Here is a 6,604-nt window from a genome sequence, read left to right on the forward strand (position 1 = left end):
GTTTAATTTGAAGCCAAGCTGGACTATTGCGGGCATATATTAAACTCTTTTTTCCGAAACCGCTGTTTTTCTTTCCGAAGAATATACCTGGTCCTATAAAAAAAAATCGGATGAGAATTGCTTCCCATCCGATCCCGTGCAACACTCGTGGATAAATCTATAAAACCACTCCCATGAGTTTATCAAGTTGAATGCGCGCGGTAAGATAGTCGTATACCGCCTCCAGGTAATTTGCTTGTGCAGTAGACAAAGCCAGTTCTGCGTCTGTCAGTTCCAGCCGCGAAGCTATACCGTTCTTATAGCGATATTGAATGATGGTATAACTGGCTTGTGCTGTTTCGCGCACTACGGCAGTAGTCTTTAAACGCTCAACAGATTCCTGGCTGCGGGCAATCACATCATGTACTTCTGCATGAAGCTCATCTTCCGCATGCTTGCGCACCAGCGTTGCCTGTTGCTGCGCATACGATGCCTGTTTTACTTTTGCCTGGTTACTGAAACCGGCAAACAACGGCACCGTAACCTGCAAGCCTACGTATGATGATGTAGGGTAATAAGCCTGGCCATATTCAAAGTGATTGGTCTGCGACTGCACCTGGTATTGTGCCACCGCGGCCACCACCGGCTTGCGAAGTCCTGATGCTACCTTTACAGACTCGCGCCCTATATCTTCGCGTAAGCTCAGCGCTTTATACTCCGGATTATTCTGACGTGCGGCTGCATATACAGCCGCCTCATCGGGTATAGTTTCCGGTGCGGGTACCGTAAGTGAATCTGTAAGTTCTATTTGTTGCAGCGAATCCAGTCCAATATAGGTCTTCAGGCGGAGCGTTTGTGTCTCTACAGCATAGAGCAATTGTGTGAGGGCCGGCTCCAGGTTCTTCACAGATGTAAAAGCACGCAGCGTATCTACACGAAGTGCTTTACCTTGTGCAAATAACGAGCGTGCATCCTGCAGCACACGCTTGTTACGCGCTATACTCTCCTGCTGCAGCTTGATGCGCTGCTCTAATACAAGTATAGTCAGATAGGTTTGCTTTACAGCCGCCAGCACCTGCAGTTGTGTATTGCTTGCATTTACTTCCGATTCCGTTTCCTGCAAGTGTGAACGACGCAACGTAGAATATGCCTGTGGACTATACAACGGCTGCACGGCAGTTATAGCAGCGGCTAGTTGATCTTTACCACCAAAGCGACCATAGGGAATTTTACCACCTTCTGTTGTTTCGCCAAAACCAAAAAAGGCTGGCAACTGAAAGTAATGATTGGCGGCCGCCGTAGCATTTACTGTGGGCAGCAACAAACTGCGTGACGATACACGCTGCTGTTTCGCTTTCTCAACTTCCAGTGTGCTTACCAATATATCTGCATTGGAAGACCTGGCAAGCGAAATTGCATTCTCAAGCGACAGTTGCTGCTGCGCCTGCACTCCTGACGACAGGAGCACGGCAACGAACAGCGGTATATAGAAGAGATTATTATTCTTTGATTTCATAAGAGTAATTACTAAACAATGGCTGGATGAGTGGCTGTATCGGTATGTATACCTTCATCGCCTTCTGTTGCTTTCGCAGTGTAGGGGCGGGAGAAGTATGAGTATACCGATGGAATAACATAGAGTGTAAGGATACCGGCAAACACCAGTCCGCCTACTACCGCTATACCGAGTGATGTACGGCTACCCGATGCTGTCCCCAGTGAAAGGGCGATTGGCAACGTACCGAAAATCATCGCGAAGGTTGTCATTAATATAGGACGGAAGCGAGACGCAGCGGCTGCGAGTACAGCATCTTTTACAGACATGCCTTCTTCCTTGCGTTGGTTGGCGAATTCTACAATGAGGATACCGTTCTTTGTGATAAGACCAATGAGCATGATGATACCGATCTCACTAAAGACGTTGATGGACTGGCCGGTAAACCAGAGGCTCAGCAATGCACCGGTAATCGCCATGGGCACGGTCAATAGTATAATGAATGGATCGATGAGACTTTCAAACTGCGCCGCCAATACGAGGTATATCAACAGTATAGCAAAGACGAACGCGAAGATGAGGCTTGAACTGCTTTCTGCATAGTCGCGGCTTTGTCCACCGAGGTCGGTTGTAAAACCTTCGGGTAAAATCTTCTTCGTAATTTCATCCATTTCTTTGATCGCTTCACCCAGACTTACGCCCGGAGCCGGTGTTGCTGAGATGGTAACGCTATACGACTGATTATATCTATAGATGGCCGGAGGACTCACATTCTCTTTCATCGTTACCAGGTTATCCAGTGATACCATTTCACCACTCTCTGCACGCAAAAAGAGTGAATGTACATCAGCAGGTGCCAGGCGTTCCTTGCGATCCAATTGACCGATCACTTCATACTGGCGGTCGTTATAGATAAAGTATCCATAGCGTCTTCCACTCAGCGCGAGTTGCAGCGTGCGGCCGATCTCCTGCGTAGATATACCCAGCTGTGCTGCGCGCTGGCGATCGATCGATATACCAATCTCCGGACGGTTCACTTTAAAATCAGGGTCCTGAAAACTCAGTTTTTTACTCTGATATACAGCACCCATCAAGGCCGGCATTACTTTTATCAGCGCTGATAGCTCAGGAGCCTGCACTATATACTGCAAAGGTTGCGATGTAGTAAAGCCTCCAATGGTTGGGAATTGTATCGGGATGATGATCACATTTCTGAATTTACCCGATGCAGCTACCAGTTTTTCATATATCTGTTGCTGTGTAAGACCGCTGGTGCGTTCTTTGGGATCTTTCAGGAATATCCATTGAAATCCGGAGTTTACAGGTTGTGCCAATGTACCTACCGATGCGGCTATACCGGCATACGTTCTGTTGGCGTGCAGCTCGGGTATAGAATCCGAAACGAAGTTGTTGATTTCCTTCATGGTCTGCTCCATACTTTCGAACGATGTTCCTTCGGGGGCTATTACGGCCAGACCGATCATGGAGCGATCTTCGAGTGGCGCCAGTTCTGAAGGCAATGTCGGTGCCAGTAGCCACGCAAGTCCTAATGATGCTGCGAGGAGTATGAATCCAACCCAGCGTGCTTTAAAGAAAAAGCGGAGCGACCTTTCATAACCATTGTTCAGGGCTATAAACCAGGGCTCGGTTTTACGATAGAGCCAGTTATGACCGCTGTGCGATTTCAACAGATAGGCACTCATCATCGGCGACAATGTCAGCGCAACAAATGCGGAGATCAACACGGAGCCGGATACTACGATGGCAAATTCTTTAAACAATCGGCCGGTAATACCTCCAAGGAAAAGTATCGGGAGAAACACAGCTGCCAGTGTAATGGTGGTTGAGATTACAGCGAAGTATATTTCATTCGAGCCTTTACGCGCTGCCTCGATCGGCTTCATGCCGTTTTCTATCTTGGCATATATATTTTCCAGTACAACAATCGCGTCATCTACCACCAGACCAATGGCCAGCACCAGGCCGAGGAGTGTAAGCACGTTGATAGAAAAATCGGCTATATACATAATGAAGAATGCCGAGATGATCGACACCGGTATGGCTACCAGTGGAATAATCGTACTTCGCCAGTCGCGCAGGAATATAAAGATGATCAATGCTACCAGTACGAACGCCAGTATCAGTGTTTCTTCCACTTCTGATAACGAATTTCGAACGGGCACGGTAAAATCTTTACCGAGCGATATAATATAGTCTTTGGGAGCAGAGGCAACGATCTCGTCAAAGCGATTCTTAAATTCATCAACAATAGCGAGCGAGTTGGCACCACGTTGTGGCTGTACGCCAGTACCCACACCGTAGCGCGCTACCTGGCCTTCGCCGATGATCATGGCAGTGCGCTCATTCTGTGACGACATCACGGCTTCACCAATATCGCGGAAGCGAACGATGGCACCTTCTTTCTGCAACACAATCATGTTGTTGAAATCTTCTTCTGTAACGAGACGTCCTTCGGTGCGAAGTGATACTTCTGTGTTTTCACCTTCAATGCGTCCGCTCGGAAGGTCTACATTTTCACGTTGCAAAGCTGCCTGCACATCGGCTGGTGTAAGACCATACGCTGCCAGTTTGATCGGGTCCATTCTTAAGCGCATGGAACGTTTTCTCCCTGCATAGCTGTCAACAAGGCGAACACCGGGTATAGATTGCAAACGCTCTTTGATGTTGATGTTCACAAAGTCGGTTATGTCTTCCAGACTTTTGGTATTGCTTTCAACAGTGAGGAATACAAGTATATCACCAGGGCCGGATTTCTCCACGATAGTAGGCTCTATATCTGCGGGCAATTGCTGGCGTGACTTCGATACTTTGTCGCGCACATCATTCGCTACAGCTTCGAGGTCTGCATCGAGGTTAAATTCTACGGTAATAATACTAACCTGCTCGCGCGATACAGACGACATGGCCCGTATACCGTTGGCTTCTGCAATGGCTTCTTCCAGTGGTTTGGTTACCTGCGATGCAATAATATCAGCACTGGCACCGGGATATACAGTTGTTACCAGTACAATCGGTGAATCGGTAACGGGATACTCGCGAGTTCCGAGGAATGTATAGCCTACAATTCCAAAAAGAACAAGCAAAACGGACATCACTCCCGCCAACACCGGGCGGGATATACTTACTTGCGATATAGCACTCATAAATTTTACTTCTTGATTATATAGAGGGTTACCATCTTAGTTAAGGGTAACAATGTGTACAGGTGAGCCAGGCATGAGGCGTAACTGGTTGCTGGTTACAACGGTGTCGCCACTGTTCAGGCCTTTCAGGATTTCGATGGAGCTTGCACTGCGTTGACCGATCTCTACTTGTACAGGCGTTACTGCGTTTTTATGTGATACAAATACGGTGTAGCCACCAGCCGATGGTATCAATGCCTGTGAGGGCACAGACAATGTTTTGTTGTCTTCGCTCAGCGACAGTTTGATACGTGCGCTAAGACCGGGCAGCAATGATCCATCACGATTTTCGGTAATGCCGCGCACCAGCAATGTGCGGGTATCTTCGCTGAGGTTTGCAGACCGCGCTACAATTTTAGTAGTATACTCACGATGCCCCGAAGGTGTGGTAAAAGTCTGTGTACTGCCTACGTGAATAATGTTGGTATACTTTTCGGGTACCGAGAACTGTATTTTTACCACTTGATTGTCTTCAATGTTTGTGAGTACAGTGTTTACCGATACAATAGCACCCGGGTGAATATTGATGATACCAATTTGTCCGTCAAAAGGTGCAGTGATTTTGGTCTTGCGAATTGTTACCTGCAGCTCACGAATCTGTGCCTGCAATACGTGAAGGTTTGTTATCGCTTCATCGTAATCCTGTTGAGGAACAGCTTCTTTTTCAAGAAGGTCACGAAGACGTGTTTCGTTCAGCTTCGCTAATTTTTCCTGCTGTTGAAAACGCTCGAGTTGTGCCTGCAGATCGGCATCGTCCAACTGAAAGAGTATATCTCCTTTATGTACACGGCTGCCTTCTTTTACATGCACACGCTCAATGCGGCGTGTCAACTCACTTACAATTTCTACAGTCTGGTTCGCTACAACGGTACCGGTAAGCTCAAGCTCGTCTTTAATAAGACCGGCTTTTACAACAGCGGCGTCTACGGGAGTCCCGGTAAAGGCGGGAGCTTCAGTTTTTTTGGTATCATTTTTCGAACCGAGGTTTTCCGCTTGTGTCGTACAAGCAGCAAGGAGGGCTGAAAATGCAGCTACACCAAGTATGGCGTAAGCAGCATGGATAAATGGGGACTTGGGAGAGATTTGCATACGAATTGCGTGTTTAACTATTGATTTATTTAAGTTTTTCGATATGTTGATGCGCTCTGCGGCGCGTGTATTCTGTGTTTCCATGGGCTTATAACCCATTCATTAATCGAAATGTTTCGATAGATCGAAATATTTATCGATTTTTTTCAATAAATGATTTTACGAGGATTGTCCAAACATCAGTTAGCTTTTTGGACCTGCCTGCTTTATTATACTTGTCGATTGCTTTATTGTTAGCTGCCACTTTCATGAATTGACGATACAAAAGTATAGGGCTATAGGCAGCTAAAACTTATAGAGATGAAACAGATTATTGTAAAATTCAAACAACGTTATGAGAATGGAAGATTACAAGATTCAACCTCATAGTACTGAATCTTCCAATTTTTTAATTTTTTAATTCTCACTTCCACATCGTCAGTCAGTTTTGAGATCCTGGAGGAACTCTATGTAATCGTCTATTATTTTGTTGTTGAGATTATACTTTACGTTACGACCTTCTTTTTCCTGAAGGATAATTTCGGTATCCGTTAATTGCTTGAGGTGGTGAGCGATGGAAGGTTGTGCGAGGTCGATGATGTTACCAAGGTCTACACAATAGAGACAGTCATTTTGTTTTTTTATTTCCTTTAAGATAAGGAGTCGATTGGCGTCTGACAGGGCTTTTGCAATCTTTTCGGCCTTCTTGGAATTCATGACGAAATTATATTGAACGGACAAATGTACAATTTGGCATTGTTAAATAGAAGCCTGCAGGTATTTGAACGGCAGGTTGCTGCTAAAACATTGAGGATAAATGGAAAAGTTCAAAATTTGTTTTCCCACAGATTTCACAGAA

General features: G+C 46.1%; 4 protein-coding genes. All 4 read right to left on the minus strand.

From position 1 onward, the window contains the following. Positions 1-157: 157 nt before the first annotated feature. The 4 genes from V7Q33_RS15900 to V7Q33_RS15915 all read right to left on the minus strand — a co-directional run bounded on the left by V7Q33_RS15900 (position 158) and on the right by V7Q33_RS15915 (position 6,462). Entirely contained in the window at positions 158-1,495 is a 1,338-nt protein-coding gene (locus V7Q33_RS15900) for a TolC family protein (RefSeq protein WP_333820463.1), read from the minus strand. An 11-nt stretch (positions 1,496-1,506) separates the two neighbouring features. Continuing rightward, complete coding sequence (locus V7Q33_RS15905) at positions 1,507-4,638, minus strand: efflux RND transporter permease subunit (RefSeq protein ID WP_331975333.1); 3,132 nt, start codon at positions 4,636-4,638, stop codon at positions 1,507-1,509. Positions 4,639-4,674: 36 nt separating this feature from the next. Further along, complete coding sequence (locus V7Q33_RS15910; RefSeq protein WP_331975331.1) at positions 4,675-5,766, minus strand: efflux RND transporter periplasmic adaptor subunit; 1,092 nt, start codon at positions 5,764-5,766, stop codon at positions 4,675-4,677. Positions 5,767-6,183: 417 nt separating this feature from the next. Further along, a complete protein-coding gene (locus V7Q33_RS15915; protein WP_331975329.1) occupies positions 6,184-6,462 on the minus strand; it encodes an ArsR/SmtB family transcription factor in 279 nt (92 codons plus the stop codon). Positions 6,463-6,604 lie beyond the last annotated feature (142 nt).

This window comes from Ohtaekwangia sp. (genome assembly GCF_036786105.1).
In the GTDB taxonomy this organism is placed as follows: Bacteria; Bacteroidota; Bacteroidia; order Cytophagales; family Cyclobacteriaceae; genus Ohtaekwangia.